Source organism: Pseudomonas sp. Marseille-Q7302, assembly GCF_965111925.1.
Genome location: NZ_CBCOPK010000001.1, coordinates 530664 through 557023 on the forward strand (window position 1 = coordinate 530664; position 26360 = coordinate 557023).

24 protein-coding genes are annotated in these 26360 nt (G+C 64.6%); 9 read left to right on the plus strand and 15 right to left on the minus strand.

What is annotated here, in order from left to right; all coding sequences use genetic code 11:
- Positions 1–47: 47 nt before the first annotated feature.
- Positions 48–1955 carry a DNA primase gene (gene dnaG / locus ACWPW1_RS02560; protein ID WP_434775628.1) on the minus strand — a complete coding sequence of 636 codons (1908 nt, stop codon included), beginning with the start codon at positions 1953–1955 and terminating at the stop codon, positions 48–50.
- 151 nt (positions 1956–2106) lie between these two features.
- Positions 2107–2322, minus strand: coding sequence for a 30S ribosomal protein S21 (rpsU, locus tag ACWPW1_RS02565; RefSeq protein WP_007159750.1), 216 nt, complete (start codon positions 2320–2322; stop codon positions 2107–2109).
- A gap of 205 nt (positions 2323–2527) precedes the next feature.
- On the opposite strand from rpsU, the gene tsaD reads away from it, so the two are divergent.
- Entirely contained in the window at positions 2528–3553 is a 1026-nt protein-coding gene (gene tsaD, locus ACWPW1_RS02570; protein ID WP_257704707.1) for a tRNA (adenosine(37)-N6)-threonylcarbamoyltransferase complex transferase subunit TsaD, read from the plus strand.
- A 45-nt stretch (positions 3554–3598) separates the two neighbouring features.
- Here tsaD and plsY read toward each other — a convergent pair whose 3' ends face one another.
- On the minus strand, positions 3599–4168 hold the full coding sequence (plsY, locus tag ACWPW1_RS02575; protein WP_434775629.1) for a glycerol-3-phosphate 1-O-acyltransferase PlsY: 570 nt from the start codon (positions 4166–4168) through the stop codon (positions 3599–3601).
- Positions 4169–4278: 110 nt separating this feature from the next.
- Between plsY and folB the strand changes: the two genes are divergently transcribed.
- Both folB and folK read left to right on the plus strand, forming a co-directional pair.
- Positions 4279–4632: a dihydroneopterin aldolase gene (gene folB / locus ACWPW1_RS02580; RefSeq protein WP_434775630.1), complete on the plus strand. Its 354-nt coding sequence runs from the start codon at positions 4279–4281 to the stop codon at positions 4630–4632.
- Positions 4629–5162, plus strand: coding sequence for a 2-amino-4-hydroxy-6-hydroxymethyldihydropteridine diphosphokinase (gene folK / locus ACWPW1_RS02585; protein WP_434775631.1), 534 nt, complete (start codon positions 4629–4631; stop codon positions 5160–5162). Before folB ends, folK begins: the two co-directional genes overlap by 4 nt.
- A gap of 143 nt (positions 5163–5305) precedes the next feature.
- Here the strand turns inward: folK and ACWPW1_RS02590 are convergent, their stop codons facing one another.
- The 11 genes from ACWPW1_RS02590 to ACWPW1_RS02640 all read right to left on the minus strand — a co-directional run bounded on the left by ACWPW1_RS02590 (position 5306) and on the right by ACWPW1_RS02640 (position 19598).
- The gene (locus ACWPW1_RS02590) at positions 5306–6433 is read right to left on the minus strand and encodes a multifunctional CCA addition/repair protein (RefSeq protein ID WP_434775632.1); all 1128 of its coding nucleotides are present in this window, start codon (positions 6431–6433) and stop codon (positions 5306–5308) included.
- A 52-nt stretch (positions 6434–6485) separates the two neighbouring features.
- On the minus strand, positions 6486–8027 hold the full coding sequence (locus ACWPW1_RS02595) for a SpoVR family protein (protein WP_059313304.1): 1542 nt from the start codon (positions 8025–8027) through the stop codon (positions 6486–6488).
- On the minus strand, positions 8024–9295 hold the full coding sequence (locus ACWPW1_RS02600; RefSeq protein WP_231357120.1) for a YeaH/YhbH family protein: 1272 nt from the start codon (positions 9293–9295) through the stop codon (positions 8024–8026). Before ACWPW1_RS02600 ends, ACWPW1_RS02595 begins: the two co-directional genes overlap by 4 nt.
- Positions 9296–9371: 76 nt before the next feature.
- Positions 9372–11294: a PrkA family serine protein kinase gene (locus tag ACWPW1_RS02605; protein ID WP_059313306.1), complete on the minus strand. Its 1923-nt coding sequence runs from the start codon at positions 11292–11294 to the stop codon at positions 9372–9374.
- Positions 11295–11658: 364 nt separating this feature from the next.
- Positions 11659–11988, minus strand: a complete 330-nt coding sequence (gene glpE, locus ACWPW1_RS02610) for a thiosulfate sulfurtransferase GlpE (RefSeq protein ID WP_434775633.1) — start codon at positions 11986–11988, stop codon at positions 11659–11661.
- A complete protein-coding gene (locus tag ACWPW1_RS02615; RefSeq protein ID WP_454252309.1) occupies positions 11985–12806 on the minus strand; it encodes a symmetrical bis(5'-nucleosyl)-tetraphosphatase in 822 nt (273 codons plus the stop codon). Before ACWPW1_RS02615 ends, glpE begins: the two co-directional genes overlap by 4 nt.
- A 161-nt stretch (positions 12807–12967) precedes the next feature.
- Positions 12968–13354, minus strand: a complete 387-nt coding sequence (apaG, locus tag ACWPW1_RS02620; protein WP_434775635.1) for a Co2+/Mg2+ efflux protein ApaG — start codon at positions 13352–13354, stop codon at positions 12968–12970.
- A gap of 35 nt (positions 13355–13389) precedes the next feature.
- A complete protein-coding gene (rsmA, locus tag ACWPW1_RS02625) occupies positions 13390–14181 on the minus strand; it encodes a 16S rRNA (adenine(1518)-N(6)/adenine(1519)-N(6))-dimethyltransferase RsmA (protein ID WP_271653706.1) in 792 nt (263 codons plus the stop codon).
- Positions 14182–14471: 290 nt separating this feature from the next.
- Complete coding sequence (pdxA, locus tag ACWPW1_RS02630) at positions 14472–15467, minus strand: 4-hydroxythreonine-4-phosphate dehydrogenase PdxA (RefSeq protein WP_434775636.1); 996 nt, start codon at positions 15465–15467, stop codon at positions 14472–14474.
- 50 nt (positions 15468–15517) lie between these two features.
- On the minus strand, positions 15518–16813 hold the full coding sequence (locus ACWPW1_RS02635) for a peptidylprolyl isomerase (RefSeq protein WP_059313312.1): 1296 nt from the start codon (positions 16811–16813) through the stop codon (positions 15518–15520).
- Positions 16794–19598 (minus strand): LPS assembly protein LptD, encoded by a 2805-nt coding sequence (locus ACWPW1_RS02640; RefSeq protein WP_434775637.1) that lies wholly within the window; start codon positions 19596–19598, stop codon positions 16794–16796. The genes ACWPW1_RS02635 and ACWPW1_RS02640 overlap by 20 nt, the downstream gene beginning before the upstream one ends.
- A 119-nt stretch (positions 19599–19717) precedes the next feature.
- Between ACWPW1_RS02640 and ACWPW1_RS02645 the strand changes: the two genes are divergently transcribed.
- The 3 genes from ACWPW1_RS02645 to ACWPW1_RS02655 are packed head-to-tail and all read left to right on the plus strand — an operon-like array spanning position 19718 to position 22163.
- Positions 19718–20740, plus strand: a complete 1023-nt coding sequence (locus tag ACWPW1_RS02645) for a phosphotransferase (RefSeq protein ID WP_434775638.1) — start codon at positions 19718–19720, stop codon at positions 20738–20740.
- The gene (gene murU / locus ACWPW1_RS02650) at positions 20737–21402 is read left to right on the plus strand and encodes an N-acetylmuramate alpha-1-phosphate uridylyltransferase MurU (RefSeq protein ID WP_434775639.1); all 666 of its coding nucleotides are present in this window, start codon (positions 20737–20739) and stop codon (positions 21400–21402) included. The genes ACWPW1_RS02645 and murU overlap by 4 nt, the downstream gene beginning before the upstream one ends.
- Positions 21399–22163, plus strand: coding sequence for a DnaJ domain-containing protein (locus ACWPW1_RS02655; protein WP_434775640.1), 765 nt, complete (start codon positions 21399–21401; stop codon positions 22161–22163). The genes murU and ACWPW1_RS02655 overlap by 4 nt, the downstream gene beginning before the upstream one ends.
- Here the strand turns inward: ACWPW1_RS02655 and ACWPW1_RS02660 are convergent.
- Positions 22138–23145 carry a DUF3530 family protein gene (locus ACWPW1_RS02660; RefSeq protein ID WP_434775641.1) on the minus strand — a complete coding sequence of 336 codons (1008 nt, stop codon included), beginning with the start codon at positions 23143–23145 and terminating at the stop codon, positions 22138–22140. The genes ACWPW1_RS02655 and ACWPW1_RS02660 overlap by 26 nt on opposite strands.
- 136 nt (positions 23146–23281) lie before the next feature.
- Here ACWPW1_RS02660 and rpe point away from each other — a divergent pair, with 136 nt between their 5' ends.
- The 3 genes from rpe (at position 23282) to trpE (ending at position 26357) form a co-directional block, all read left to right on the plus strand.
- Complete coding sequence (rpe, locus tag ACWPW1_RS02665) at positions 23282–23959, plus strand: ribulose-phosphate 3-epimerase (RefSeq protein ID WP_271653712.1); 678 nt, start codon at positions 23282–23284, stop codon at positions 23957–23959.
- Positions 23956–24636, plus strand: coding sequence for a phosphoglycolate phosphatase (locus ACWPW1_RS02670; protein WP_434775642.1), 681 nt, complete (start codon positions 23956–23958; stop codon positions 24634–24636). The genes rpe and ACWPW1_RS02670 overlap by 4 nt, the downstream gene beginning before the upstream one ends.
- A 242-nt stretch (positions 24637–24878) precedes the next feature.
- The gene (trpE, locus tag ACWPW1_RS02675) at positions 24879–26357 is read left to right on the plus strand and encodes an anthranilate synthase component I (RefSeq protein WP_271653714.1); all 1479 of its coding nucleotides are present in this window, start codon (positions 24879–24881) and stop codon (positions 26355–26357) included.
- Positions 26358–26360 lie beyond the last annotated feature (3 nt).

The following is a 26360-nucleotide window of genomic DNA, read 5'->3' on the forward strand; positions in this document are numbered from 1 at the left end:
GCAAAAATAGCTGAACATTATAGCCGGTTAGACGGTGGTCGTGCCAGTTAGGTCACGGACCCCGCCGGACGGCTGAGGAGTTCGCGTAGGCGGTCCTTGTCTTCGGAGCTCAGCTCGCTCTGTCGCGCCTTGCGTAGGAGTTGCTCCAGCGAGCGATCACGCTGGCTGGCGGCTAACCTCGTTATGGTGTCGAAAAACTGTTGTTCAAGGTTGTCGCCGGCAATCAGCCATTCTTTTTCCGCCAGGGCGCGCAGCAGTCGGCCCTGTTCGGTGCCGTGCCAGCGCGCGATGAGCGCCAGGGTGCTCTGTCCCGGTTTCTTCTGCAGCGCCTCGACCAGGGCGACCAGCAGCTGGGCGTACTGATCGCTTTCCTCGGCCAGGTTGCGGGCGTCCTGTACCGCCTGGGCCAGGGTCGGGTGGTGCAGCAGGCTGCGCAGCGCGGCCAGTACCGGCGTCTCAACCTTGACCGGAGGCTGACGTGGAATGCGCTCGCCGCCACCCTTGCCGTTGAAATCCTTTTTCCAGCCCTTGCCATCGCGCCCGCCCTTGCCTTCGCGGCGTGGCGTCCACTGCTGCTGCGCGGGGGCTTCTTCGGCATGGGCATAGGCGTAGTCGCCATAGTCCATGGGAGGAGCGTCCTGCGGCGGCGCGGCGGGTGCCAGCTGGCTCAAGGCCTCGTTGCCCAGGCCAGTGAGTTCGCTCAGGCGCTGGCGCATCAGCAGCTGCAGGTTGTTGCCAGGGATCTTCTCGATTAGCGGCGCCGCCAAGGTAGCCAGGTGCGCCTTGCCTTCCAGGGTGGCTGGATCCGCTTCGATCATGAGCTGCTGGAAGAAGTACTCGGCCAGCGGCTGGGCCTGCTGGACGAAGCGTGCCTGGAAGGCATCCGCGCCCTCGGCACGTACCAGGGTATCCGGGTCTTCACCTTCGGGCAGGAACAGGAAGCGCACCCGAAAGCCATCCTTGAGCACCGGTAGCGCCGATTCCAGGGCGCGCCAGGCGGCGCTACGGCCGGCCTGGTCGCCGTCGAAGCAGAACAGGATGCTCGGCACGATGCGAAACAGCCGCTTGATGTGCTCTTCGCTGGTGGCGGTGCCCAGGGTGGCCACGGCATTGCGGATGCCTTGCTGGGCCAGGGCGATGACGTCCATGTAGCCTTCCACGACCAGGATCTCGTCCAGGTCGCGGTTGTGCTTGCGCGCCTCGAACAGGCCGTAGAGTTCCTGGCCCTTGTGGAAGACCGGGGTCTCCGGCGAGTTGAGGTACTTGGGCTTGTCGTCGCCCAGCACGCGGCCGCCAAAGGCGATGACCCTGCCACGGCTGTCGCGGATGGGGAAGATCACCCGGTCGCGAAAGCGGTCGTAGCGCTTGCCGCTCTCGGCGTTTTCCACCAGGAGGCCGGCATCGAGCATGGCCTTCTGCTGGAGGTCATCGCCGCCCAGGTGCTTGCCCAGGTTGTCCCAGCCGGGCGGGGCGAAGCCCAGGCCGAAGTCGCGGGCGATCTCGCCGGTCAGGCCACGCTTCTTCAGGTAGTCCACCGCCGCCTGACGCTTGGGGTGGTTGCGCAGCGCCAGGCGATAGAACTCGGCGGCTGCGGCCAGCAAGGGGTAGAGCGGGGAATCCGTGGGTTGGCGTGGCTTGCGCCGACCGCCGCTCTCTTCGCGCGGTACTTCCACGCCGGCGCGCTTGGCCAGCTCCTCGACCGCCTCGGGAAATTCGAGGTTGTCGTGGTCCATGATGAAGCCCAGGGCATTGCCACCCGCGCCGCAGCCAAAGCAGTAGTAGAACTGCTTGTCAGGGCTGACGCTGAAGGAGGGCGTCTTCTCATTATGGAAGGGGCAACAGGCCATCCAGTTCTTGCCGGCCTTCTTGAGCTTCACTCGCGCGCCCACCACCTCGACGATGTCGGTGCGATTGAGCAGGTCGTCGATGAAGCCTTGCGGGATGAGTCCGGCCATGGTCAGCGTCTGGATAGAAGGGCGAAGATCGGAGGGTGGAGCGAGGAGGGCAGTCTAGCGCTAGAGGACGCCAGGGCGAAACGGGAAGGCCAGAAACAAACAACCCGACCAAAGGTCGGGTTGTCTTATAACGCCAGAAGAGCGCTGTAACTCAGTACAGGCGCTCGCGACGGCGCTGCTCGCGCTGTACTTTCTTGGCGTGACGCTTGACCGCGGCGGCAGCTTTACGCTTGCGCTCAGCGGTGGGCTTTTCGTAGAACTCGCGGCTACGAACTTCGGCCAGTACACCAGCCTTCTCGCAGGAACGCTTGAAACGACGCAGCGCTACGTCGAAGGGTTCGTTTTCTTTGACTTTGACGTTGGGCATCCAGGTCGTACCTTCAAATTTACCGAGGTTTAATCCAACGCTAGCGGCAAAAGGGCACGGGAAGCGTCGGTTTTTAAGGGTTGCGGATAGTAACTCTTCAACTGCCTTGCTGCCAAGCCCCGGCGGACGAAAAGCGCTGGCCGGTGCTGGAAGCGGCGCTTATCATGCGCAGCCTGACATCTTATACCCTCGAAGGCTTATCTCCATGCGTGTTCTGGGACTGGAAACGTCCTGCGATGAAACCGGCGTCGCCCTCTACGACAGCGAGCGTGGCCTGCTGGCTGATGCGCTGTTCAGCCAGATCGATCTGCACCGCGTCTACGGTGGCGTGGTGCCGGAGCTCGCTTCGCGCGACCACGTCAAGCGCATGCTGCCGCTGATCCGCGAAGTGCTGGACGAGGCGGGCAGCCGCCCTGAAGACGTGGACGCCATCGCCTATACCGCCGGTCCCGGTCTGGTCGGCGCCCTGCTGGTGGGCGCGGCCTGCGCCCAGGCATTGGCGCTGGCCTGGGGCGTGCCCGCCTTGGGCGTCCACCATATGGAAGGTCATCTGCTGGCGCCCATGCTCGAAGAGCAGCCGCCGCAGTTTCCCTTCGTCGCCCTGCTGGTCTCCGGTGGCCACACCCAGCTGGTGCAGGTGGATGGCATCGGTCGCTATACGGTGCTGGGCGAGTCCCTGGACGACGCTGCCGGCGAGGCCTTCGACAAGACCGCCAAGCTGTTGGGCCTGAGCTATCCGGGCGGACCGGAAATCGCGCGCCTGGCCGAGCGTGGCGTCCCAGGCCGCTTCGTCTTCCCGCGACCGATGACCGATCGGCCAGGGCTGGAATTCAGCTTCAGTGGTCTCAAGACGTTCACCCTCACCACCTGGCAGCGTTGCAAGGCCGCCGGTGACGATGGCGAGCAGACCCGCTGCGATATCGCCCTGGCCTTCCAGACGGCGGTGGTCGAGACCCTGACGATCAAGTGCAAGAGAGCGCTGAAGCAGGCCGGTCTGAAGTCGCTGGTGATCGCCGGTGGCGTCAGTGCCAACCAGGCGCTGCGCCAGACGCTGGAGCAGATGCTTGGCGAGCTGGGTGGTCACGTCTTCTATGCCCGGCCGCGCTTCTGCACCGACAATGGTGCCATGATCGCCTATGCCGGTTGCCAGCGGTTGCTGGCTGGTCAGCACGAGGGTCCGGCCATTGCCGTCAAGGCGCGCTGGCCCATGGAACAGCTGGCGGCGCTCTGAGACGAGCGGAAGGCGTCGCCGGGTAATCCCTGTGCGGCGCCAGGGTCAAAAATGACGCTCGGTCCCCTGACGCAGGGCGCGCAGATTGTGTCTATGGCGAATCAGGATGAGCAGCGCGAGCAGCAGCATCGGCGCCAGCAGGTCCGGGCGCTGCCAGGCGAACAGCGGCAGGATGCCGAGCAGCGCCACCAGCGACGCCAGGGAGGCGATCCGGAGCGTGGCGAACACCGTGGCCCAAAGGACGAGACCCAGCAGGGCAGCGGGTGGATAGACCCCCAGCAGCAGACCGGCGGCCGTGGCGACGCCCTTGCCGCCTCTGAAGTGGAAGTACAGCGGATAGAGATGACCGACCACGGCAGCCAGGCCAATCCAGGCCTGCTGCAGCGGCGAGAGTCCCAGCTGCTGAGCGATGAGCACGGGAATCAGGCTCTTGCTCAGGTCGCCGGCTAGGGTCAGCAGCGCCAGCTTGCGTCCGGCCAGACGCAGCATGTTGCTGGCGCCGGGATTGCCGGAGCCGTCGTGACGCGGGTCGCGAGTGCCGAACAGGCGACTGAGCAGCACGGCGAAGGAGAGCGAGCCCAGCAGGTAGGCCAGCAGGAGCAGCAGCCAGAACATGGTAGGGTTCCGCGCCAGGAGAAGGCTCGATTCTACCGACAGCCCGCCGCCCGACGATAGGCCGGCGGCGACGATCAAACAGAGCACGGCAAAGGTGCGAGGCAAAGGCAGTGGACAAGGTTTTCATCGAGGGGCTCGAGGTCGACACCGTGATAGGGGTGTACGACTGGGAGCGTGACATCCGCCAGTGCCTGCGCATCGATCTCACCATGGGCTGGGACATTCGCGCGGCGGCCGAGAACGACGAACTCGAGCACACCCTGAATTACGCGGCGGTGGCCGAGCGCATCACCACCTTCGCCCACGAGACCGCCTTTGAACTGGTCGAGACCTTTGCCGAGCGCCTGGCTGCCTTGCTGCAGACGGAATTCAAATTGCCCTGGCTGCGCCTGTGCGTCACCAAGCCCGGTGCGGTACCGACCGCCCGTGGCGTGGGTGTGGAGATCGAGCGGGGGCAGGCGTGACCCGGGTCTATCTGGGGCTGGGCAGCAACATCCAGCGCGAGCAGCACCTGGGCATGGCCCTGGACGAACTCGCGACGCTGCTGACCGATATGCAGTGCTCGCCGGTGTTCGAAAGCGAGGCCGTGGGTATCCGCAGTGCGCCTTTCTTCAATCTTGTGGTGGCGGGTAACACCGACCTCGATCCCACGGCCCTGAGTCAGAGACTCAAGGCCATCGAAACCCGCAGTGGCCGCTATGCGCCGGATCGCCAGGGCTTGCCGCTGGACATCGACATCTTGCTGCATGGCGACCTGACCGGCGAGTTCGAGGGCCTGACCTTGCCGCGCGCCGAGATCCTGCGCAACGCTTTCGTGCTCTGGCCGCTGGCCTTGCTGGTGGGCGAGCGGCGGCATCCGGACAATGGCCGTAGCTTCAACGAGCTGTGGCAGGAAATGCGTGGCCAGACCAGCCAGGTGTTGCGGCCGGTGTCTTTCAGTTGGAAGGGGGTCGAGCTCACCCCAGAGACACTGCTTGGCACCAAGCTAGCGTAGCGCGGTAGTTGTTGGGCTTCGCTGTGCTCAGCGCCAACCTACGGGCGTGCAACTTGTCTCCCTCTCCCGTTGGGAGAGGGCTGGGGTGAGAGGGCTGGGGTGAGGGGGCTCGGGTGCGAGGGCTCCACTGCGCTTAGCCCAACCTACGAAAGCTGTGCCAGGGCGTCGATGCGGGCCTGCTTGAGGGCCTCGCCCAGGGCCGCGCCCTTGAAGCCCTGGGACACCAGGGGCTGTACCTCCACCTCACGCAACACCTCGGCAGCCTGGCGCAGCAAGGCCAGCGGCGGCTCGCCCTCGTCGGTCCTCACCGTCGCCGCACAGGCGCAGGCTTGGAGGAATTCTTCGAAGCGCGCCGGACGCCGCAGCACATCGAACCCTTGCAGCAGCTCGAACCAGGCTTCCGGTGTCAGCTGCCGAGCCTGCAGGGCCGTGGGCCAGTGGCGAGCCAGCAACAGTGCCAGTTCGGCGGGTTCGCGCGGGACCTTGAGGCGGGCGCTGATCGCAGCGTGCTGCTCTTCGGGTACGTCCAGCAGCAGACAGGCCCAGCGCACATTCAGCGACGCCTGTACCTCTGCCGTCTGGCGCAGGGTGGCATAGAGCCGGGCACCCGGTTCAGGCCGATCGGCTACGAAGCGTGCCACGACTTCCGGCAAGAGCACGGCCAGGGCACCGCAATCGTGCAGTACCCGAATGAAGACATCGGGGCGCTCTTCGAGCAGGGCGCGGGAGATTTCCTTCCACAGCCGTTCGGCGGTCAGGGCATCCAGCTCGCCGCTGGCGACCATCTCCTGCATCAGCAGCAGCGTCTCGGGCGCCACCTGAAACCCCAGGGTGCAATAGCGGGCGGCGAAGCGGGCTACGCGTAGCACACGCAGGGGGTCTTCGGCGAAGGCCGGGGAGACGTGGCGCAACAGGCGCGCCTGGAGATCGGCGCGCCCGCCATAGGGGTCTATGACATGCCCCTCGTCATCCTCGGCCATGGCGTTGACGGTAAGGTCGCGGCGGATCAGATCCTGTTCGAGGGTGACGTCGGGTGCGGCATGAAAGGTAAAGCCGCCATAGCCGCGCCCGCTCTTGCGTTCGGTACGGGCCAGGGCGTACTCCTCACCCGTCTCGGGATGCAGGAAGACCGGAAAGTCGGCCCCTACCGGGCGAAAGCCCTGGGCGGCCAGGGCCTCGGCGGTGGCACCCACCACGACCCAGTCCACTTCGGTGACCGGTCGGCCGAGCAGGCGATCGCGTACAGCGCCGCCTACCTTGTAGATTTGCATAGAAAAAGACCTCCTTGCGGAGGCCTAGGATAGCGTGAAAGACCAGGTCGGCTCAGATCGGCGAGGCCAGATCCAGACGGCGGTCCTGGTCGCGACTCTCGTGGCGGGGTGGAACAAGGAAGCTCTGGGCGACGTCTTCGCCCCTCATGCTTTCCAGGCGGATGTCGAAACCCCAGAGCCGGTGCAGGTGCTTGAGTACCTCGTCTGTAGAATTGCCCAGCGGCTTGCGATCATGCTGGAAGTGACGAAGGGTGAGCGAGCGATCACCCCGCCGGTCGACGTTCCAGATCTGCACATTGGGCTCGCGATTGCCCAGGTTGTACTGGGCGGCGAGCTGTTCGCGGATCAGGCGATAACCAGCGTCGTCGTGGATGGCCGCTACTTCCAGTTCGTCGCGCTGATCGTCATCGAGAATGCTGAACAGCTTGAGGTCGCGGATCACCTTAGGCGAAAGGTACTGCAGGATGAAGCTCTCGTCCTTGAAGCTCTTCATGGCGAAGGTGACGGTAGCCAGCCAGTCACTGCCGGCGATGTCGGGGAACCAGCGGCGGTCTTCTTCCGTAGGGTCCTCACAGATGCGGCGGATGTCGCGGAACATGGCGAAACCCAGGGTGTAGGGGTTGATGCCGCTGTAGTAGGGGCTGTCGAAGCCCGGCTGGTAGATCACCCCGGCGTGGGATTGCAGGAATTCGAACATGAAGCCTTCGGTGACCAGGCCCTCGTCGTAGAGATCGTTGAGCAGGGTGTAGTGCCAGAAGGTAGCCCAGCCCTCGTTCATCACCTGGGTCTGGCGCTGGGGATAGAAGTACTGGGCGATCTTGCGCACGATGCGGATCACCTCACGCTGCCAGGGCTCCAGCAGCGGGGCGTGCTTTTCCAGGAAATAGAGGATGTTTTCCTGGGGTTCGGCGGGAAAGCGCGCGCCTTCGTCATGCAGCTCCTTGCCGGCCATCTTGGGAATGGTCCGCCAGAGATCGTTGACCTGGCGTTGCAGCTGCTCTTCGCGTTCCTTCTGCCGCTGGCGTTCCTCGGCGGCGGAGATCGGATAGGGCCGCTTGTAGCGATCCACGCCGTAGTTCATCAGGGCATGGCAGGAATCCAGCAGTTCTTCCACGGCATCGATGCCATGGCGTTCTTCGCACTGGGTGATGTACTGCTTGGCGAACACCAGGTAGTCGATGATGGAACTGGCATCGGTCCAGGTGCGGAACAGGTAGTTGCCCTTGAAGAAGCTGTTGTGGCCATAGCAGGCATGGGCGATCACCAGTGCCTGCATGGTCATGGTGTTCTCTTCCATGAGGTAGGCGATGCAGGGATCGGAATTGATCACGATCTCGTAGGCCAGGCCCATCTGGCCGCGGCTGTAGTGCTTCTCGGTATGCAGGAAGTGCTTGCCGTAGGACCAGTGGTTGTAGCCGATGGGCATGCCGACGGAAGCATAGGCATCCATCATCTGCTCGGCGGTGATCACCTCGATCTGGTTGGGGTAGGTGTCCAGCGCATAGCGCTTGGCGATCCGGGCGATCTCCCGGTCGTAGGTCTGGATCAGCTCGAAGGTCCATTCCGAACCGGTGGAGATGGGCTCACGCTTCATGACACGAGTCTCCGCTGGAACAGTTCGCGGAACACGGGATAGATATCCCCCGCCGAGACGATCTGCTGCTGCGAGAAGGAATCCGGGAACGCACCGCGAACGTTCTCGTACTCGTACCACAGCGCCTGGTGTTCGCGCGGGGTGATCTCCACGTAGGTGTAGTACTGCATGAAGGGCAGGATCTGCTTGGTCAGGATCTCCCGGCAGATGGGCGAGTCGTCATTCCAGTTGTCGCCGTCGGACGCCTGGGCGGCATAGAGATTCCACTCGTTGACCGGGTAGCGCTCGGCCATGACTTCCTGCATGAGCTTGAGGGCGCTGGAGACGATGGTGCCGCCGGTTTCGCGGGAGTAGAAGAACTCTTCCTCGTCCACTTCCTTGGCGCTGGTGTGGTGACGGATGAACACCACCTCGATGCGCTCGTAATTCCGCTTGAGAAACAGGTAGAGCAGGATGTAGAAGCGCTTGGCGATGTCCTTGGTGGCCTGGGTCATGGAGCCGGAGACGTCCATCAGGCAGAACATCACCGCTTTCGAGCTGGGGCTGGGCTGCTTGGAGAGCAGGTTGTACTTGAGGTCGAAGGTGTCTAGGAAGGGCACCTTGTCGATGCGCGCGCGCAGTCGCTCGATCTCGGCTTCCAGCGCCTGGATGTCGCCCAGGTTGTCGGGCTCCTCCACGCGCAGCCGCGCCAGTTCCGCCTTGGCTTCGCGCAACTTGTTGCGGCTGCCGCCGGAGAGGGCGATGCGCCGGGCATGGGAGGCGCGCAGGGTGCGGATGATGTTGATGCGGGCCGGATTGCCCTCGTTGCTGATGCCGGCGCGTACCGTCTTGAAGGTGTCGGTGCCGGTCAGTTGCTTCTTGACCAGATTGGGCAGCTCCAGGTCTTCGAACATGAAGTCGAGGAACTCGTCCTGGGTGATTTGGAAGGCGAATTCGTCCATACCTTCGCCGCTGTTGCTGGCCTTGCCCTGGCCCTGACCACCGCCGCCGCCCTGGGGGCGCGGGATGCGTTCGCCGCTGACGAATTCCTTGTTGCCCGGATGGACGATGGTCTGGCGTCCGCCCTTGCCCTGATAGAGGGCGGGCTCGTCGATGTCGCGGGCAGGAATGCTGATCTGCTCGCCGTGTTCCATGTCGGTGATGGAGCGCCGGCTCACGGCTTCCTCGACCGCCTTCTTGATGTGCTCACGGTAACGCCGCAGGAAACGCGTGCGGTTCACCGTGCTCTTGTTCTTGCCGTTTAGACGCCGGTCGATGACATAACTCATACAGGCCCTCCGGGCTATTGCAGGACGCCACGACGACGCGGCTGGCGCGTCGTCGCGGGTTCAGCCTCAGGCTGCCTTACTGCGACTTGCGTACCCGTGAATACCACTCGGACAGCAGTCGCACCTGCTTCTCGGTGTACCCACGCTCTACCATGCGGGTCACGAAGTCGCTGTGCTTCTGCTGGTCTTCCTTGCTGGCCTTGGCATTGAAGCTGATGACCGGCAGGAGCTCCTCGGTGTTGGAGAACATCTTCTTCTCGATCACCGCCCGCAGCTTCTCGTACGACAGCCAGCTCGGATTCTTGCCGTTATTGTTGGCCCGGGCGCGCAACACGAAGTTGACGATCTCGTTACGGAAATCCTTCGGATTGCTGATGCCGGCCGGCTTCTCGATCTTCTCCAACTCCTCGTTGAGGGAGGCGCGATTGAGGATCTCGCCGGTTTCCGGGTCGCGGTATTCTTGGTCCTGGATCCAGAAGTCCGCGTAGAGCACGTAGCGGTCGAAGATGTTCTGGCCGTACTCGCTGTAGGACTCAAGATAGGCTGTCTGGATCTCCTTGCCGATGAACTCCACGTAGCGCGGCGCCAGGTATTCCTTGATGAATCTCATGTAGCGCTCGCGGGTCTCGGCCGGAAACTGCTCGGCTTCGATCTGCTGCTCCAGCACGTAGAGCAGGTGTACCGGGTTGGCGGCGATCTCGTTGGCGTCGAAGTTGAACACTCGCGAGAGGATCTTGAAGGCGAAGCGCGTGGACAGGCCGTTCATGCCTTCGTCGACGCCCGCGCTGTCGCGGTATTCCTGGATCGACTTGGCCTTGGGATCGGTGTCCTTGAGGTTTTCACCGTCGTAGACGCGCATCTTCGAATAGATGTTGGAATTTTCCGGCTCCTTGAGGCGCGAGAGCACGGAGAACTGGGCCAGCATCTTGAGGGTGTCCGGCGCGCAGTGGGCGTTGGCCAGGGAGCTGTTGACCAGCAACTTGTCGTAGATATGGATCTCGTCGGAGACGCGCAGGCAGTAGGGCACCTTGACGATGTAGATCCGGTCGATGAAGGCTTCGTTGTTCTTGTTGTTGCGGAAGGTGTGCCACTCGGATTCGTTGGAGTGGGCCAGGATGATGCCGCTGTAGGGCAGGGCGCCGAGGCCCTCGGTGCTGTTGTAGTTGCCTTCCTGGGTCGCGGTCAGCAGCGGGTGCAGGACCTTGATCGGGGCCTTGAACATCTCCACGAATTCCATCATGCCCTGGTTCGCGCGGCACAGGGCGCCGGAATAGCTGTAGGCATCCGCATCGTTCTGCGGGTATTCCTCCAGCTTGCGGATGTCCACCTTGCCCACCAGGGCAGAGATGTCCTGGTTGTTCTCGTCGCCCGGTTCGGTCTTGGCGATGGCGATCTGATTGAGGATGGAAGGGTAGAGCTTGACCACCCGGAACTTGCTGATGTCGCCGCCGAATTCCTGCAGGCGCTTGGCCGCCCAGGGCGACATGATGCTGCGCAGGTAATGGCGGGGGATGCCGTAGTCCTCTTCGAGGATTTGGCCGTCCTCGTCGGGGTTGAACAGCCCGAGGGGCGATTCGAACACCGGCGAGCCCTTGATGGCGTAGAAGGGGACCTTCTCGATCAGGTGCTTGAGTTTTTCTGCGAGGGACGACTTGCCGCCGCCCACCGGGCCAAGCAGATAGAGGATCTGCTTCTTCTCTTCCAGGCCCTGCGCCGCATGGCGGAAGTAGGACACGATCTGCTCGATGCAGTCTTCCATGCCATGGAAGTCGGCAAAGGCCGGGTAGCGGCGGATGACCTTGTTGGAAAAGATGCGTGATAGACGTGAGTCACTGGTGGTGTCCACCAGTTCGGGTTCGCCGATGGCCATGAGCATGCGCTCGGCGGCACTGGCAAAGGCGGTACGATCCTTCTTGCAGATCTCAAGGTATTCCTGAAGGGAATACTCTTCCTGGCGAGTCGCTTCGAAACGCCCCTGGAAGTGACTGAAAATGCTCATGACGTCTCCTCGCTGGATACCCTGGACCAGCTTGGAATCGATGCCTGGAGCCTTGCCTTGCTGCCGGTGGGGAGCGGTCATGCCGGGCGACGAAAGATAACGTCTCTAATACCTTCGCGGTCGTCTTGCCTAATCGATCCTTCACGCCTGCAGAAGTAGGGTTGGGTTTCGAGAGACGCACGAGGAGACCGATGGAAACGGTCCCCCTGGAATTCCCCCGAATCTCCAGTGGTTACACCGATGGTCCAAAGCCGGTTATCAAGCCCGCCGTTTCCGGAGGGCCTGATTCCAGAATAGTCCTATCTGCGAGATGTGGAAGAGCCAATTCGGTTTATTCTTGTAACGACAGCGTCAACCCGCTGTGTTAAACGGCCTGCCCGCTTTCGGTCTGCTCGGGATAGAGGGTGCGCCAGTTTTCGAAGCCGCCGTCTACGCTGTAGACCTGGCTAAAGCCCTGGCTGGCAAAGAAGGCCGCCGCGCTTTGGCTGGAATGGCCGTGGTAGCAGAACACCAGCAGCGGCGCGTCCAGATCGGCGGCGGCGATGAAGTCGTGGATGTTCTGGTTGTCGACCCGTTGGGCACCGGCGACGTGCAGGGTGGCGTAGCTGTGCGGATCGCGGATGTCGACGATCCGGGCGCCCTCACTGCGCAGTTCCAGGGCCCGTTCGGGGGAGATACAGGTGAATTCGCTCATTTCTTCTCCTTGCAACTGCAGAGATGACGGCGGTTGCCGTCGACGTCGAGCAGGGTCATGTCGCCGCCCCAGACGCAGCCGCTGTCGAGCGCCTCGACATTGGGCGCGGCGCATTGCCCCTTGAGCGCGGCCCAATGGCCGAACAGAATCCGCACGTCTTGAGTCAAGCGACGGCCATGGCTGAACCAGGGGGCGAAGCCGGCCGGCGCACTGTCCAGGCCTTCCTTGCTCTTGAACTCTAGACGCCCTTCCGGGCTGCAGAATCTCATGCGCGTCAGGTAATTGGTGATCAGGCGCAAGCGGTCCTGGCCCTCGAGATCATCTTGCCAGAGCGTCGGCTCATTGCCATACATCTGCTCCAGAAAGGGCACGTACGCCGCTTCATCGCGCAACACGGCCTCTACCTCGCCGGCCAGGCTCAGCGCCTGAGCCAGCGTCCACTGTGGCGGCAGGCCGGCGTGGACGAGTACGCAATTGCGCTCGGCGTCGTGCTGGATCAGCGGCAGCTGGCGCAGCCAGAACAACAGTTCATCGCGATCGGGCGCGGCGAGGATGTCGCTCAGGGTGTCCTGCTTCTTCAGCTTGGCGCCGCCGAAGGCGACTGCCAGCAGGTGCAGGTCGTGATTGCCCAGAACACTGACCACCGAGTCGCGCATGGCGTAGAGGTATCTCAGGGTTTCCAGGGATTGCGATCCGCGATTGACCAGGTCACCCACCAGCCAGAGGCGGTCCTTGGCGGGATCGAAGCGGACCTCGTCGAGCAGACACTTGAGCGGGTCGAGGCAACCTTGCAGGTCGCCAACGGCGTACAGCGTCATCGGGACTCCTGGTGTGGGGTTTTAGAGGTTTGCGCAAGAGTTGGCGAGTGATTTTCTGGTCTGGACCCGGCGACGCGTCATAGCAACGCTATGGCGTGGCAACGCAGCTCGGACTGAAAAAGCCCTGCCGAACGTGTGTAGATCCCGTCTGAAACACCACACTAGTGTAGCGAGCCGGGTACGGCCAGGCGGAAAGTAGGAATGGTGGCCTCGAAGCTGTGGCCGTCACTGGCGACCATCTGGTAGCTGCCCCTCATGCTGCCTACCTGGGTCGGCATCAGGGTGCCGCTGGAATAGCTGTGGGTCTCGCCTGGCGCGATCAGCGGTTGTTCACCGACCACGCCGGGCCCGCGGACTTCCTGCGCCTCGCCGTTGCCGTCGGTGATGATCCAGTGACGGCTGAGCAGCTGCGCTGGCAACTGACCGTCGTTGCGGATGCTCACGTCGTAAGCGAAGGCGTAGCGCTCTTGGCTGGCGCTGGACTGTTCGGGCAGGTAGCGGGTGGTGACCTGCACGGTGATGAGGTAGCGCGGATCGGGCTCGGTCACGAAAAGGATCTCTGCAGAGGCGGGATGGAAGGGCGTCAGTTAGACGCCAGCTGATTGGCCAGACGCACATAGGCTGCCAGGTCCAGCTGCTCAGGACGCAGCCCCGGATCGACGTCGGCGGCTTCGATGGCGGCGCTGTCCAAGGTGCCCTTGAGGGTGTTCCTGAGCGTCTTGCGCCGCTGGCCGAAGGCTTCGCGGACGACGCGTTCGAGCAGGGCTGGATCGCGGGCCACATGGGGCCTTTCGGTATGGGGCACCAGGCGGACGATGGCCGAATCCACCTTGGGGGGCGGATTGAAGGCGCCAGGGCCGACGTTGAACAGGTGCTCCACGCGGCAGTGGTACTGCACCATGATCGACAACCGGCCCCAGTCGCCATTGCCAGGCACCGCGGCCAGGCGTTCCACCACTTCCTTTTGCAACATGAAATGCATGTCGGCGATGATGTCGGCGAAGCTGAGCAGGTGGAAGATCAGCGGCGTTGAAATGTTGTAGGGCAGATTGCCCACGACCCTTAGCCGATCACCTGCGGCGATGCTGGAGAGGTCGTACTTCATGGCGTCGCCCTGGTGCAGGGTGAACAGCGGGTTGAGACCGAACTTGAGCTTGAGCAGCGGGATCAGGTCCTGGTCCAGTTCGATGACGTCGAGCTGGGCTCCGCTGGTCAGCAGACCCTCGGTCAGGGCACCCTGGCCCGGGCCGATCTCCAACAGCCGCTCGCCGGGCCGCCCATGGATGGCGCGCAGGATGCGATGGATTACCCCGGCGTCGTGCAGGAAATTCTGGCCGAACCTCTTGCGGGCGCGGTGTTGGTAGAGCTCGGTCATCTGGTGCTCCGGCGCAGGCGCGGGGCCTGCGATTTCAAGACGGCAAAGACCCACCAGTTTAGCAGACCCTTGGCCACCTCCGGAGCGCTCGGAGCCTCTTCATAACCTGCTGCGCGTCGGCCAGGCGGTGTTGAAAAGCCTCTGAGAGGTCAGCCCCGCCTAGGTGGCCCCGCCGCAATGCTCCTTTACCACGCATGAGCTCGCATGCGAGTCCGCTCCGCTTCCTTGGGCCTTTTCGCGGGTGCGGCCTCGGCCTTTCGGCTTTGGCTCGCGACGCCATGAACAGGCGCTTAGGTCACCGAACGGCGATGGCCCGCCATGACGTAGGCGGTGTCGAGAGCAACCTTCAGGCTGCCGGTATCGATCCGTCCGCTGCCGGCCAGGTCCAGGGCGGTACCGTGATCGACCGAGGTGCGAATGATCGGCAGGCCCAGGGTCACATTGACCGCGGCGCCGAAACCCTTGTGCTTGAGCACTGGCAGGCCCTGGTCGTGATACATGGCCAGGACCGCATCGCAGTGATCGAGGTGCTTGGGGGTGAAGAGGGTATCGGCAGGCAGCGGCCCGACGAGGTCGAGGCCCTCGGCACGCAGGCTGTCCAGTGCCGGCTCGATGATCTCGATCTCTTCGCGGCCCAGATGACCGCATTCGCCGGCATGGGGGTTGAGGCCACAGACCAGGATGCGGGGTTGGGCGACGCCGAAATAGCGTTGCAGGTCGTCGTGCAGGATACGGGTGACCTGAAGCAGCGTCTGGCGATCGATGGCATCGGCCACCTCGCGCAGCGGCAGGTGGGTGGTGACCAGGGCGACCCTCAGTCCGGCGGTTGCCAGCAGCATCACCACCTGAGGGGTCTTGGTCAGCTCGGCGAGGAATTCGGTATGGCCGGAAAAGGCCACGCCGCCGTCGTTGATCACGCCCTTGTGCACCGGTGCGGTGATCATGCCGGCGAAGGTGCCGTCCAGGCAGCCCTGGCCGGCGCGGGTCAGGGTTTGCAGCACATAACGGGCGTTGGCGGTATCGAGCTGGCCCGTGACGACAGGCGCACCCAGCGGGGTATCCCAGACATAGAGGGCACCCGCCGGTGCCGGCGTTTCCGGCCAAGCCGCCGACGTTACCTCGAGCAGGTCGATGGAGAGTCCCAGTTCGACGGCGCGGGCGGTCAGCAGGGCGCGGCTGGCAATGGCGATCAGGGGGTGGGGCTGAGCCTCCCGGGCCAGCAGCAGGCAGAGGTCGGGACCGATACCGGCGGGTTCACCGGGGGTGAGGGCGAAGCGCAGGGCCATGCACAGCTCCGGAAACAGAAAGGCCGCAGGGGGTGCCTGCGGCCTTGGGGTTACTGCTTGATCTCGACGTAGGCTTCGTCGCGGATCTGGCGCAACCAGGTCTGCAGCTCCTGGTCATACTTGCGACTGCGCAGGAGGTTCAGGGCCTGCTGTTCGCGCGCCTGCTGGGTGTTGTCGGTGGCCCGGCGCCCCAGGACTTCCAGGATGTGCCAGCCGAACGGCGTGTGGAAGGGTTGCGACAGCTGGTTGACCGGAGCGCTGTTCATGACCTCGCGGAATTCCGGTACCAGGGATTCCGGGTTGATCCAGCCCAGGTCGCCGCCATTGAGCGCCGAGCCCGGATCTTCCGAGAAGCTCTTGGCAAGGGTGGCGAAGCTTTCGCCGTTCTGGATGCGCTCGCGCAGGCGTGCAGCCAGTCGCTGGGTCTCGGCATCGCTGCGCACGGCATTGGGCTTGAGCAGGATGTGGCGCACATGCACCTCATCGACGATGCTCGCCTCGCCACCACGCTTCTCTTCCACCTTGAGGATCACGAAGCCGCCGGGGACCCGCACGGGCTGGGTGATGCCGCCGACACCGACGCTACCGATCAGGCGATCGAAGGGCGGGGGCAGCTGGGCGGCCTTGCGCCAGCCGATCTCGCCGCCGTCGAGGGCGTTGTCGCCGGCCGAGCGGGCGATGGCCAGCTGGTTGAAGTCGGCGCCCTGGCGTAGCTGGTTGTAGGTGTCCTGGGCCTGGCGTGCTGCGGCATCGAGACCGGCAGTGCCGGCGTTGTCGGCTGCCGGGATCAGAATATTGGCCAGGCGATACTCTTCGGACAGCTGCAGCTTGCCGAGGTCGGACGCGAGGAAGTTCTGCACTTCCTGCTGGGTAACCTGTACCCGCTGGCCAACCTGACGCTGGCGTACCCGACTGATCATCATCTCGCGACGAACCTGCTCGCGGGCGGCGTCGTAGGAGAGACCGTCGCGAGCCAGGGCTTGACGGAATTCAGCCACGCTCAGGCCATTGCGCTGAGCGATGGTGGCCACGGCCTGGTTGAGCTCCTCGTCGGAGATCTTCACGCCCATGCGTCCAGCCAGCTGCATCTGGATGTCTTCCAGGATCAGGCGCTCTAGCACCTGCTGACGCAGCTCGCTTTCCGGCGGCGCCGCGGCGCCGCGGCGGGTGATGTTCTGCTTGACCTCATTGAGTCGCTGATCGAGCTGGCTCTGCATGACCACGTCGTTGTCGACGATGGCCACAACCTTGTCCAGCGGTACCACGGCAGCCTGAGCCAGAGGGGTGAGGGCGAGCGCCGCGCCCAGGGCGAGCGGGCGCAGGGCGTTACATAGCTTGGTCTTCACGTTCACGATAGCCTTGAATGCCTCTGTCCAGGAAGCCTTCGGTCTTGCCGCCGAAGACGTTGCCGAGTCCCTTGAGCACGATCTGCAGGAAGATCCCGCGATCGGCTTCGGAGCTCTGGGCGGTGTAGAAGACGTCGTCTTCGCTCTTGAGCCAGTAGCGGCTGATCAGGCGCAGCTTCCAGCAGCAGTTGTCGTACTCGAAGCCACCAAAGGCTTCCAGGGTACGGCTCTTGTTGTAGTCGAATTGCCAGCGGGCAATGGCGGACCACTGGGGCACGATCGGCCAGATGAAGGAGATGTCGTGCTGGTCGACCTTGTAGTCGTCGCTGTTGTAGGTGAAGCGGCCGAAGTTCGGATCGAACACCCGGACATTGTCACGATAGCGATAGCCGACGTTGAGGATCTTGCCCGGCTCGGCTTCCGGCTGATAGTGGAACATCACGCTGCCGGAGTCGGTCTGGTGCAGGGCCGGATCCCAGTTGAATTCACCGTTCACGCGCCAGTCGCGGTTGAAGCGATACATCCCGGCCAGGGCATAGGGCGAGCGCGAGGTGGTGGCCTGGGGATTGTCGATGTTCTGCCCAAGGCTGCGGGCGTAGGCCAGGTCGTCCTTGGTTAGGCCGGGCAGTTGCACCTCACGATCACGGAAGTAGAACAGCTGGCCAAAGCTTACGTTGGCCCGCTCGAAGCCATTGGGCTCGATGAAGCGGCTGGTCGCACCCAGAGCCAGCTGGTTGGCATCACCGATGCGGTCGCGACCGGTGAAGCGGTTGTCGCGCCACAGCGAGCTGTAGCTGAAGGTGTATTCACCGGTATCGAACACCGGCAGGTCGTCCTGGTCGCGATTGGGTACATAGAGGTACTTAGCGCGGGGTTCGAAGGTCTGCTTGCCACCTTCGCCGAACAGATTCGAGGTGCGATCGAAGTACAGGCCGCCATCGAGGCTGAAGATGGGGACCGAACGGGTGGGGCTGTCGTTGAAGCTGGTCACGCTGGAGCCAGCTGACGCACGACGGCTGCTGCCCACCAGTGGCGAAGCCAGATCGTTTTGGCCGGTGCTGTCCAGATCCAGGTCGTAGCGGGTGTAGGCATAGCGCAGCGAGGGCGTCAGGAAGCCCCAGGAGGCGGTCATGGGCCGCGCGATACCCGGCTCGACATGGTAGCGGTTGCCTTCGGCACGGGTCAGGCCGAAGAGATTGACGTCAGGGCGGTTGCGCACGTTGGTGCGGTTGCCATTGTCATCCAGGTCGAAGTAGGTGTTGTCGTCGAAGCTGCGGGTGAAGCGTACCGCCTCGGTGTCGTAGGTGAAGTCCAGGCCGCCTGGGTTGTAGGGCAGGGCACCGCTCAGGGTCAACTGCGGTAGGCGGTTGTAGGGCGTCACGTCGGAGACGGTGGCCAGCTGGTAGGCCTGGGCATTGAGGCCAGCGACGAAGGTATCGCCACGGTAGGTCAGACGACCCTGCTGGTTCACGTAGGTCGGCTTGTTGATGCCGAGATCGGTGTCCAGGTCCTGGAAGTAGTAGGGATCGCTGATGCGGGTGTAGTCCACCTCGGCCATCAGACGCGAATCCAGGCCGCTGCGATTCTTCCAGCCGTACAGCCAGCGGCTGTCGGTGGCTTCCGGTTCGCCCTCGTGTTCCGGATCGGTGTCCTTGAGGTAGGAGCCGTAGACTTCGCCTTCACTGCTGCGGGTCAGGTAGCGGAAGTCACCCTCGGTCTGCAGGCCGTGCTTGGCCATGTAGCGCGGATAGAGGGTGGCGTCGTAGTTGGGCGCTAGGTTGAAGTAGTAGGGCGTGGTGATCGCGAAGCCGGTGTCGCTGGACGTACTGATCGAGGGCGCCAGGAAACCGGACTGCCGACGGTCGTCGATCGGGAAATAGATGAACGGCGTGTAGAGGACCGGAATGTCCTTGACCCGCAGGGTGGCATTGGTCGCATAACCCAGGCCGGTGGCCGGGTTCAGGGTGACGGTATTGCCCTTGACCTGCCAGGCGTTGCTGCCCGGTTCGCAGGTGGTGTAGGTGCCATCCTTGAGGCGGATGATGGCGTCGTCGCCGCGCTTGGCGTAGAGCGCGCTGCCGCGAGCACGGCTCTGGTGCATGACGAATTCGGCGTTGTCGACCTGGACCTGGCCGTTGTCCAGCTGCATGTCCGCCTTGTCGCCGACCATCAGCAGGCCGTTGTCGCGGAATTTGACGTTGCCCTTGAGCTCGCCGCGATTCTCCAGCTGGTGCAGGTTGGCCTCCTGGGACTCCACCTGCATGCCGCCCTGACGCAAGACCACGTCACCGGCGAGAGTGGCGACCTGCCGCTCCTGCTCGTAGCGCGAGGCCTTGGCGGAGACGTAGGTCGGGGCCTTGGACGTGGGGGTGTCGTCGTACATGCCCGGACGCTGTGGCTCGACATAGGCGCCGCTGCAGTAGGGGCCGGTCTCGGCCAATTGGGCCGGGGTCAGCTGGTCGCGCGGGACCCAGTCCAGGTGGCTGTAGTCGGCGCTGCGGGACTTGAGGGCGCGACCCTTGCTCTCGGTCACCAGGACGGCATCGTCGCCCTTGCGCGCGGCGGGCTGCGCCGCGACGCCCTGGGTCTCACCCTGGCTGGGGCGGGGCGGAATGGCCGCCGTTGGCGCCTGGGTGTTGCACGACCAGGCACCGCCGGCCCCGGCGCTGCAGCTGAACTGCTCGGCGGGCGCGGCGATGAGGGCGGTGACCGGCTGCATGGCGAGCAGGCTGCCGGTTACCAAGAGGGGAAATTTTCTTCGAAACGCGGGGGTTTTCACGGCCATCCTTAAAGTCGTCCTGCACGCCGGCCATTAAGGGGCCGCGGCCTCTCGATGGGCTCAAAAAGATAGCGGATAATAAAACATGACCTGCGCATCGGCTAGGGCCGGGGGATCCGCTGCAAATGACTGAAGATGTTCGCTTGAACCAGATAGAAGACTGGCTGACTACCGTTTTACCGGAAATTTTCCGGGCGCAGGCCTGGGGCGAGGTGCCCGTGGGCACCCTGACCGTAGCCAGCAGCGATGCCAGCTTTCGCCGTTATTTCCGCTGGGCGGGCGACGGGCGCAGCCTGATCGTGATGGATGCGCCGCCGCCGCAGGAGGACTGCCGTCCGTTCGTCCAGGTGGCGGGCCTGCTGGACGCCGCCGGGGTCCATGTACCGCGCATCCTGGCCCAGGATCTGGAACGGGGGTTCTTGCTGCTGAGCGACCTCGGCCAGCTTACCTACCTGGAGGTGATCAACGCGACGAATGCCGACGAGTATTTCCAGGCGGCCATCGACGCGCTCCTGGCTTTCCAGCGCAAGCAGCCGACGAACGGCAGCCTGCCGCTCTACGATGAGGCTCTGCTTGCCCGCGAGCTGGGACTGTTTCCGGAGTGGTATGTCGGCCGTGAACTGGACCTGACCTTGAGTGCCTCTCAACTCGAACGCTGGCAGGCCGTCTGCCGGCTGCTGATCGACAGTGCCCTGGCGCAGCCCCAGGTGCTGGTCCATCGAGACTTCATGCCGCGCAATCTGATGTTCAGCACGCCCAATCCAGGCGTACTGGACTTCCAGGACGCCGTCATGGGGCCGGTCACCTATGACATCACCAGTCTATTCAAGGATGCCTTCCTGAGCTGGCCGGAGCCGTTGGTCCAGCGCTGGCTGCTGGGTTATTGGGAGCAGGCACGGGCTGCCGGGATACCGGTGCAGACTGACTTCGCCGACTTCCAGCGGGCCTCGGACCTGATGGGGGTACAGCGCCATCTCAAGGTGATGGGTATCTTCGCCCGCATCTGGCACCGCGATGGCAAGCCACGCTACGTCGCCGACACGCCCCGCTTTCTGGCCTATATCCGCACCGTGGTGGCTCGCCGGCCCGAGCTCGCCGACCTGGGCGCCCTGCTGGACGAGTTGCACGCCGAGCGAGCCCATCCATGAAGGCCATGATCCTGGCGGCGGGCAAGGGCGAACGGATGCGTCCGCTGACGCTGACGCGCCCCAAGCCGCTGATCGAAGTGAACGGTCGCCCGCTCATCGAGCACCATATCAAGGCGCTGGCCGCCGCCGGTATCACCGACTTGGTGATCAACCACGCCTGGCTGGGCGACCAGTTGGAAGCCGTCCTGGGCGACGGCAGTCGCTTGGGTGTCTCCATTCGCTTTTCCGCCGAAGGTGAGCCGCTGGAGACCGGGGGCGGTATCTTTCGGGCGCTGCCACTGCTGGGTAGTGAGCCCTTCATGCTGATCAATGGCGACATCCGCACCGATGTCGACTTCGCGGCGCTGGCACTGCCCGCCGGCTGCCTGGCGCACCTGATGTTGGTCGACAATCCCGTTCATCACCCCAGCGGCGATTTTGGCCTGGTGGATGGGCGGATCACCCTGGAGGCCTCGGAAAAGCTCACCTATAGCGGCATCGCCGTGCTGCACCCGCAGCTCTTCTCCCGCTGCACGCCCGGAGCCTTCAAACTGGTCGATGTGCTGCGACCGGCCATTGTCGCTGGGCAGGTCTCGGGCCAGCGGTTGGCGGGGCGCTGGGTGGACGTAGGCACCCTGGAACGCCTGGCCGAGGCGGAGCAACTGTTCGGGATGGCTTCTTGAAGCTCTGGTTCTGGCCGCTGACGCTGCTGGGTTTCCTGGCCGGGTGGGCGGTGGCCAGTATTCCCGGCGCCCTGCTGGTGGCGCTGCTTGCCCATGCCGGCGAGCGCCAGCTGGGGCTGACCTCCCTGGCGGGCTGGAAGGCGCGCTGGCAGGGACGCCCTGGCCGCTTCGAGCACCAGGCGCAATTCCAGATGCTCGGGCGCCTGGCCAAGCGTGGTGGCCGGGTACTTACCGCCCATATCCGCCAGGCCGAAGGCGAGATCGAACGGTTGGGGCTGGGGGCTGACGACCGCAAGAAAGCCATCGCCGCCTTCGAGCAGGGCAAGGGTGGCGCCCTGCCGTCAGCGGCAGACCTGCGCCGTCTCAGCGAGCGCAGTGAGCTGATTCTGCGGGCCTGCTGGCGCATGGTCTGGATCAGCGGCAGCGTACGCCCCGGTGATCGCGATGAAATCCTGGGCTGGGGGCAGGCGATGGGGCTGGCCGAAGCCCAGGTGCTGGCCCTGCAGCCGCCTGTGCAGGCGGCGCCGCGGCAGCCCAGCAACGAAGAGAAATACCGCAAGGCCCTGCAATTGCTCGGCGTCACTGATGATGCCGACGCGGCCACGGTCAAGCAGGCCTATCGCCGATTGCTCTCGCGTCACCATCCCGACAAGAAGGCCGGTGCCGGAGCGGGCCAGTCGGCGGTCTATGCCGCTGCCCAGCGTACCGCCGAGTTGCATGCTGCCTACCAGGTGATCAAGAAGCGGCGGGGCTTTCGCTAGGGGCCGACGGCAGGCGCTCCAGCCAGGCGCGCAGGCGGCGAACGGTCTGCTCCTGCTCCGCCGCCCGGTCGCCCGGGATGACCGGCAATTCGATCTGCCGATAGCCCTTGTTGGCCTTTTGCGCCGCGCGCTCCTTGCGCTGCTGCGCCGGCTGGCCGGGGGCGTGCACCAGATCGGCGATCTGCAGGTCGGTCTTGCCCATGGTGGCGTCCAGTCGCGGCGGCATGCCCTGCGGCGCGCGGGCATCGATGAGTACCAGTTGCTTGACCTCGGCTGGCTCCTTTTCCGCCAGGTAGCGCGCCGCCCAGTAGGCGCCGGTCCCGTGACCGACCAGCACGATGGGATTGGCGCCCTGTTGCAGCGCCAGGTCGATGCCGGCGGCGATGCGTGCCAGCACCCGGGTGGCCTGGGCGTTGGCCGCGGCTTCGGGGTCGGCGGGCGTGACGGCTGCCTGAGCGGGCTCGCCGCTGCCCGCCTCGGCCTGCGTCGCCGCGGCCGGCGCCGTGCCGCTGCCGCCGGTGACCGGCGGTGCCTTCTGTTCGCTGTTGGCCTGGGCGTCGGTATCTACGGGAGCCGTGTCCCGTTCGATCGCCACCACGGGGTCATAGGGATCGGGCAGGCTGAGGCTGATGGTCTGCCACCCGTAGGTGGGCAGCTCCTGACGCACCGGGGTTATCACATTGGGCCAGTCGGCCGATTCGCCATCGCCCGGCACCAGCACCAATGTCCCGGCGGTCTTGGCGCGGGCGCTGGGTAACAGCAGGGCGAGAAAGGACTCTTCGCCGGCCTGCAGGGTCTTCTGCTGCTCGGCGGGCAGCTGCCGCATGAGTGCCTGTTGCTGCTCCTGGCTGCGCGTCAACGCTGGCGCCAGACTTTCGGTCGGTGGCTGGGGCGCCGGCGTGGGCGCCTCTTCGGCCAGGACCGGTGTGGTCAAGCCGAGCAGCAGGAGGACGCAGAGCGGCAGAGGGGCAGGCAACGACATCGGGCGGAATCCTCAAAGGAGACGGTTGACTCTGACGAGCCTACCGCCGTTCGCCTCGTCGGGGCAGCGGGAACGCCTTAGCGGCAGGCGGATCTCCGTTACAATGCCGCCACTTAACCTTCGCCGAGGCTATCCCATGCAACCCTTCGCCATCGCTCCCTCGATCCTGTCCGCCGATTTCGCCCGTCTGGGCGAGGAAGTCGACAAGGTCCTCGCCGCCGGTGCCGACATGGTCCATTTCGACGTGATGGACAATCACTATGTGCCCAACCTCACCATCGGCCCCATGGTCTGCAAGGCGTTGCGCAACTACGGGGTGACCGCGCCCATCGACGTGCACCTGATGGTCAAGCCGGTGGATCGCATCATCGGCGACTTCATCGAGGCCGGCGCCACCGACATCACCTTCCATCCCGAGGCCTCCGAGCACATCGACCGCTCGCTGCAGCTGATCAGGGATGGCGGCTGCCGGGCCGGCCTGGTATTCAATCCGGCCACTTCGCTGGACGTGCTCAAGTACGTGATGGACAAGGTCGACATGGTGCTGCTGATGAGCGTCAACCCCGGCTTTGGCGGCCAGAAATTCATTCCTGGCACCCTGGACAAGCTGCGCGAGGCGCGTGCCCTGATCGACGCCTCGGGCCGGCCGATCCGCCTGGAAATCGATGGCGGCGTCAACGTCAAGAACATCGGCGAGATCGCCCGCGCGGGTGCCGACACCTTCGTTGCCGGCTCTGCCATCTTCGGCCAGGCGGACTACGCCGCGGTGATCCAGGCGATGCGCGCCGAGCTGGCCAAGGCCCAGTCGGTATGAGCGCCCTGGTGCAGCTCGGCGGCGGGCATCCGCCCGCGCTGGTGATGTTCGACCTCGACGGCACGCTGCTGGATTCCGCGCCCGATCTGGCCACGGCGGTGGACGCCATGCTCGAACGCCTGGGCCGTGCGCCGGCGGGGCTGGACAAGGTGCGCCTGTGGATCGGCAATGGCGCCCGGGTGCTGGTGCGCCGCGCCCTGGCCGATGGCATGGAGCACGGCGCCGTGGACGATGCCGCTGCCGATAGCGCCCTGGCACTGTTCATGGAGCTCTATGGCGGCAGCCATGCCCTGACCCGCGTCTATCCGGGCGTGCTGGACAGTCTGGCGTTGCTGCGCACCCTGGGCGTGCGCCTGGCGGTGATCACCAACAAGCCGGAGCGCTTCGTCGCGCCGCTGCTGGCGGACATGGGTCTGGGCGATTTCGACTGGATCGTCGGTGGCGATACCCTGCCACAGCAGAAACCCGATCCGGCCGGCCTGCTGTGGGTGATGGCGCAGGTGGGGGTGGCCGCCGATCGCGCCCTGTTCATCGGCGACTCGCGCAACGATATCCGTGCCGCCCGCGCCGCCGGGGTACGCTGCGTGGTCCTGAGCTATGGCTACAACCACGGCGAGCCCATCGCCAACGAGGCGCCGGATCTGGTCGTCGACGATCTGCGCGAGCTGTTCATCTAGCACGCCGACATGGCCGGCCGGTTGCCATGCCGGGCCGGCTAGGCTAACGTGGCCCTTCAATCCCCGCCCCAAGAGCAAGAGATCGCATCGTGGTGGTCACCCGCACAGGCTCCTCGCGAGCATGGATGAAGGTCATCAAGGCTCTGGCCCGTTGGCGCTGGCGCGCCTGACTTTGTCCTGGCCGGTATCAGACCGGCGCGCTGTGCACTTGACCTTTCGTTTTCCTCGCCACGAGGCTGATCATGACCCGCGACGACTTCCTGCGCCTGGCCGCTCAAGGCTATAACCGCATTCCCCTGGCCTTCGAAACCCTGGCCGACTTCGACACCCCGCTGTCTCTCTATCTCAAGCTGGCCGATGCACCCAACTCCTATCTGTTGGAATCGGTGCAGGGTGGCGAGAAGTGGGGGCGCTATTCCATCATCGGCCTGCCCTGCCGCACGTTGCTGCGCGCTCGTGGCTACGAGGTCACCGTGCACGAGGGCGAGCAACAGCTCGAAGCCTGCACCGTCGAGGATCCGCTGGCCTTCGTCGAGGCCTTCAAGGCCCGCTATCGCGTGCCGGTCGTGCCCAATCTGCCCAAGTTCGATGGCGGTCTGGTGGGTTACTTCGGTTATGACTGCGTGCGTTATGTCGAAAAGCGCCTGGGGGCCAGCCCCAATCCCGATCCGCTAGGCACCCCGGACATCCTGCTGATGGTGTCGGACGAGGTGGTGGTCTTTGACAACCTCGCCGGCAAGCTGCACTGCATCGTGCTGGTGGATCCCAGCCAGCCGGAGGCCTATGAGCAGGGCCAGGCCCGGCTGGCCGCGCTGCGTGAGCGTATCCGCCAGCCGATCACCCCGCGGCTGGGGCTGGACTTCGCCGCAGTAGGTGCCGGCAGCGAGCCTGAGTTTCGCTCCAGCTACAGCCGGGCTGACTACGAGAACGCCGTTGAACGGATCAAGGCTTACATCCTGGCCGGCGACTGCATGCAGGTCGTGCCCTCGCAGCGCATGACCATCGACTTCCAGGCGGCGCCCATCGACCTCTATCGGGCGCTGCGCTGCTTCAATCCCACGCCCTACATGTATTTCTTCAACTTTGGTGATTTCCACGTGGTCGGCAGTTCGCCCGAGGTGCTGGTGCGGGTGGAGGACGGCGAGATCACCGTGCGCCCCATCGCCGGTACCCGCCCGCGCGGGGCCACCGAGGAGGCCGACCTGGCACTGGAGCGCGATCTGCTGGCCGATGCCAAGGAGCTGGCCGAGCACCTGATGCTGATCGACCTGGGTCGCAATGACGTGGGCCGGGTATCCGCCACCGGTAGCGTGAGCCTCACCGAGAAGATGGTCATCGAGCGCTATTCCAACGTGATGCACATCGTCAGCAACGTCACCGGCCGGCTCAAGCCCGAGCTGAGCGCCATGGACGCCCTACGCGCCATCCTGCCGGCCGGAACCCTGTCCGGGGCACCAAAGATCCGCGCCATGGAGATCATCGACGAACTGGAGCCGGTCAAGCGTGGCATCTATGGCGGCGCCGTGGGCTATCTGGCCTGGAACGGCAACATGGACACCGCCATCGCCATCCGCACCGCGGTGATCAAGGACGGCGAGCTGCACGTGCAGGCGGGCGGTGGCATCGTCGCCGACTCCCAGCCGGCGGCAGAGTGGGAAGAGACCCTCAACAAGCGTCGCGCCATGTTCCGCGCCGTCACCCTTGCCGAACAGTCCGTCTGAGGA

What these genes read in the sequence shown, in the direction of transcription:
- dnaG (WP_434775628.1), bottom strand. Translation starts at nt 1,955, where the DNA reads ATGGCCGGACTCATCCCGCAAGGCTTCATCGACGACCTGCTCAATCGC.
- rpsU (WP_007159750.1), bottom strand. Translation starts at nt 2,322, where the DNA reads ATGCCCAACGTCAAAGTCAAAGAAAACGAACCCTTCGACGTAGCGCTG.
- tsaD (WP_257704707.1), top strand. Translation starts at nt 2,528, where the DNA reads ATGCGTGTTCTGGGACTGGAAACGTCCTGCGATGAAACCGGCGTCGCC.
- plsY (WP_434775629.1), bottom strand. Translation starts at nt 4,168, where the DNA reads ATGTTCTGGCTGCTGCTCCTGCTGGCCTACCTGCTGGGCTCGCTCTCC.
- ACWPW1_RS02590 (WP_434775632.1), bottom strand. Translation starts at nt 6,433, where the DNA reads ATGCAAATCTACAAGGTAGGCGGCGCTGTACGCGATCGCCTGCTCGGC.
- ACWPW1_RS02595 (WP_059313304.1), bottom strand. Translation starts at nt 8,027, where the DNA reads ATGAAGCGTGAGCCCATCTCCACCGGTTCGGAATGGACCTTCGAGCTG.
- ACWPW1_RS02600 (WP_231357120.1), bottom strand. Translation starts at nt 9,295, where the DNA reads ATGAGTTATGTCATCGACCGGCGTCTAAACGGCAAGAACAAGAGCACG.
- ACWPW1_RS02605 (WP_059313306.1), bottom strand. Translation starts at nt 11,294, where the DNA reads ATGAGCATTTTCAGTCACTTCCAGGGGCGTTTCGAAGCGACTCGCCAG.
- glpE (WP_434775633.1), bottom strand. Translation starts at nt 11,988, where the DNA reads ATGAGCGAATTCACCTGTATCTCCCCCGAACGGGCCCTGGAACTGCGC.
- ACWPW1_RS02615 (WP_454252309.1), bottom strand. Translation starts at nt 12,806, where the DNA reads ATGACGCTGTACGCCGTTGGCGACCTGCAAGGTTGCCTCGACCCGCTC.
- rsmA (WP_271653706.1), bottom strand. Translation starts at nt 14,181, where the DNA reads ATGACCGAGCTCTACCAACACCGCGCCCGCAAGAGGTTCGGCCAGAAT.
- pdxA (WP_434775636.1), bottom strand. Translation starts at nt 15,467, where the DNA reads ATGGCCCTGCGCTTCGCCCTCACCCCCGGTGAACCCGCCGGTATCGGT.
- ACWPW1_RS02640 (WP_434775637.1), bottom strand. Translation starts at nt 19,598, where the DNA reads ATGGCCGTGAAAACCCCCGCGTTTCGAAGAAAATTTCCCCTCTTGGTA.
- ACWPW1_RS02645 (WP_434775638.1), top strand. Translation starts at nt 19,718, where the DNA reads ATGACTGAAGATGTTCGCTTGAACCAGATAGAAGACTGGCTGACTACC.
- murU (WP_434775639.1), top strand. Translation starts at nt 20,737, where the DNA reads ATGAAGGCCATGATCCTGGCGGCGGGCAAGGGCGAACGGATGCGTCCG.
- ACWPW1_RS02660 (WP_434775641.1), bottom strand. Translation starts at nt 23,145, where the DNA reads ATGTCGTTGCCTGCCCCTCTGCCGCTCTGCGTCCTCCTGCTGCTCGGC.
- rpe (WP_271653712.1), top strand. Translation starts at nt 23,282, where the DNA reads ATGCAACCCTTCGCCATCGCTCCCTCGATCCTGTCCGCCGATTTCGCC.
- ACWPW1_RS02670 (WP_434775642.1), top strand. Translation starts at nt 23,956, where the DNA reads ATGAGCGCCCTGGTGCAGCTCGGCGGCGGGCATCCGCCCGCGCTGGTG.
- trpE (WP_271653714.1), top strand. Translation starts at nt 24,879, where the DNA reads ATGACCCGCGACGACTTCCTGCGCCTGGCCGCTCAAGGCTATAACCGC.